The following is a 2,547-nucleotide window of genomic DNA, read 5'->3' as shown; positions in this document are numbered from 1 at the left end:
CGAGCCTGATGAGTCATCACAACCCAGACAACTCATAGAAACCACTCCATGTCCCCAACCGTGAGCAAGATCATCAATCGTGGGGCGACCCGTTATCGGCATACCGCAGCTGAAACGCCCGCCGGCGCCCTCCTCCCGCATCACCGCGACGAACAACCGCCTCGTCCGGAAACGCAACAGGATCATCGCCGTCACCCTCGACCCCGTCATCAGAGCCTTCCTGGCCCCGGACTCCATATACCTGAAGATCCCCTCCGGGTGGATGCTCCCGCCGGACCCGAGCCAGGCAGAAGCCGTTGAACAGGCACGCAGCAAAACAGTGCCCGAAGCGCGCGGAGTCTTCACCACTGACCACGTGCCCAGCCTGATCGCGACCTGGGTCGGCGCATACCTCGTAGGAGACGGCTCCATCCTCATCCTGAACCGCACGATCGTCGGCAGCTACGACGATGCAGAGGTCCTGTTCCCGCTCCGGGCCGCCGACTACACCCTCAGCGAGGACCGGCTCACGCTGACTGCCGCCAACCTCCGGGGCACCTTCACCGTTGACAGGGAAACCCTCCCCGGCGGACGCACCCAGCTCACCCCACGCAGTACAAAGAAGGAAAATCGCGCCTGAACCTCTTTCATCCCCCGTAGGCGTTTGGAAGAGATACGCCCGGGCGCCTGGCGCGGGCCACGGCGTTCGGGCGGCTGCTGCCCCGCCTCACCGAGGTGTTCCACGGCCGAACCGCGGTCGCATACACACCATGAACTGCAACCGCGGCGTTTCGACCGCGAGCTCGCCAGCCACCACGACAGCGGCGCAGTGGCTGGCCCGGGCCCGGCGGGAGGACGCCATGAAGCCGTACGCGCAGTGTGGCGCGGGCTTGTGGTCCATCAAGCGCGGCCGGTACCGCAGTCAGCCGCTCGTCGGCCCGCACGACGCCGTCGCCGACGCGAAGCTCGCCTTCGAGAGAGGCTGGAGCGGGTGGCGGCCACGGCGCCCGCCACCCGCGGTGGCCTCTTGCGGCTGGACCGCGCGGCCTGATGCGATGCCGGCACTCCCGGCTCCTGTCGTCAACGTTCGATTGACGACAGGCGGCCGACGTGTCCAATGAACCCGTGCAATCCGGGGGTTCGAGGCGGCTCGAATCCAATCAGATCCGATGGTGATTGCTGACAGGGTTTGACGACAGATAGGGTTCGATCCTCCGTACGGAAGGGCCTCTCGGTGGCGAACCTGGTCTACTGTACAAGCGAGTCTCGACCGACCAGCAGTCGACCGCCCGGCAGAACCTCGTCCTTCACGAGGCTGGGATCGAGGACCCGGTCGTCTTCGAAGAGGACCCCGGCACCTCCAGCCGCCTCCACCCGCTCCAGCGCCCCAAGTTCCGCGCACTCCTCGACTACGCCCGGCCCGGCGACACCGTGCACATCTCCGAGATGTTCCGCCTCGTCCGCGGCACCCAGCACATCCTCGACGTGCTCGACGTACTGCACCGCGACCGCCTCGCCCTGCGCATCCACGACGGCGCGTTCTCCGCCATGGACCTCACCGCCCGCCACCCGCGCACCGGAGAACTGCTGTCCACCGTGAAATTCATGGTGCAGACCCTCGCCGCCGCCGGCGAACTCCAGCGCGACCTCCAACGCGAGCTGACCTACGACGGGCTACGGGCCGCCGAAGCCAAGGGCAACAAGGGCGGACGCCGCCCCGCCGTCCCGGCCGACAAGACCGACGCCGTGCGCACCGCGTACCTGGGCGGCCAGTCCATCGCCGCCCTCGCCCGCGAGCACCGGGTCAGCCGCGGCGCCATCCGCACGGCCGTCGCCGACCTCATGCCCGACCACACCGCCAGCGAGGAGGACGCGCCCGCCCCAGAGCTGCCGGTCACCCTCGACATGCCGGGCAAGGTCGCCGACTACCTCCGCGCCGCCGAGCTGGACGACGCCGAGCGGGCCGCGCTCGACCAAGGGGTGACCGTACGGCGCGGCCAGGGCTACACCCTGCGCGTTACCGCCGCCCCCGCCGTGCACCGCCAGCTCCTCGACCGCTGCCAGCCGCTCGACGGCAGCCAGGACCTCCCCGCGGTCCCGGCCCAGCGCAAGGCCCGCCGCGAATACGAGAACCGCATCAGCGCGCTCACACCGGCCGGATCATGATCACTGGCTCGTTGCCCCCTGTACCGATGTTCCCCGAGGCCGTACATGGTCCGGCTGGTGTACGGGTTACACGGTCTTGATGGCGCCGGCGTTGATGGTGTAGTCGGCGCCGTGGATTGCGGCTGCCAGGGGTGAGGCCAGGTAGGCCACGAGCGCGCCGACGTGGCCGGGGTCGACGAACTCGCCGGTGGTGGCCCCCATTTCGACGGGGATCTCGCGCAGCAGTTGTTCCAGGGGGATGCTGCGGGTGGCGGCGAGTTTGGCGCCGAAGCCGTCGGGTCCGGCCCACTGCTCGGTGAGCACGGCGCCGGGAGAAAGCGTGTTGACCCGCACCCCCTGGGGTCCGTACTCCTCGGCCAGGCCCTTGCTGAACGTGTTCACCGCCCCCTTGGCGGAGGCGTA

The 2,547-nt window shown here is 68.9% G+C and carries 3 protein-coding genes; 2 read left to right on the top strand and 1 reads right to left on the bottom strand.

What is annotated here, in order from left to right; translation table 11 throughout:
- Positions 1-79 precede the first annotated feature (79 nt).
- Positions 80-619: a hypothetical protein gene (locus ACIQU6_RS44365; protein WP_403488365.1), complete on the top strand. Its 540-nt coding sequence runs from the start codon at positions 80-82 to the stop codon at positions 617-619.
- 569 nt (positions 620-1,188) lie between these two features.
- Positions 1,189-2,145: a recombinase family protein gene (locus tag ACIQU6_RS44360; RefSeq protein WP_403488367.1), complete on the top strand. Its 957-nt coding sequence runs from the start codon at positions 1,189-1,191 to the stop codon at positions 2,143-2,145.
- A 66-nt stretch (positions 2,146-2,211) separates the two neighbouring features.
- Here ACIQU6_RS44360 and ACIQU6_RS44355 read toward each other — a convergent pair.
- The coding region (locus ACIQU6_RS44355) for an SDR family oxidoreductase (RefSeq protein ID WP_403488363.1) at positions 2,212-2,547 on the bottom strand (336 nt) is incomplete at its 5' end.

Source organism: Streptomyces sp. NPDC090442, assembly GCF_044769405.1.
Taxonomy (GTDB): Bacteria; Actinomycetota; Actinomycetes; order Streptomycetales; family Streptomycetaceae; genus Streptomyces.
This window is presented reverse-complemented; position numbering and strand designations above follow the sequence as displayed.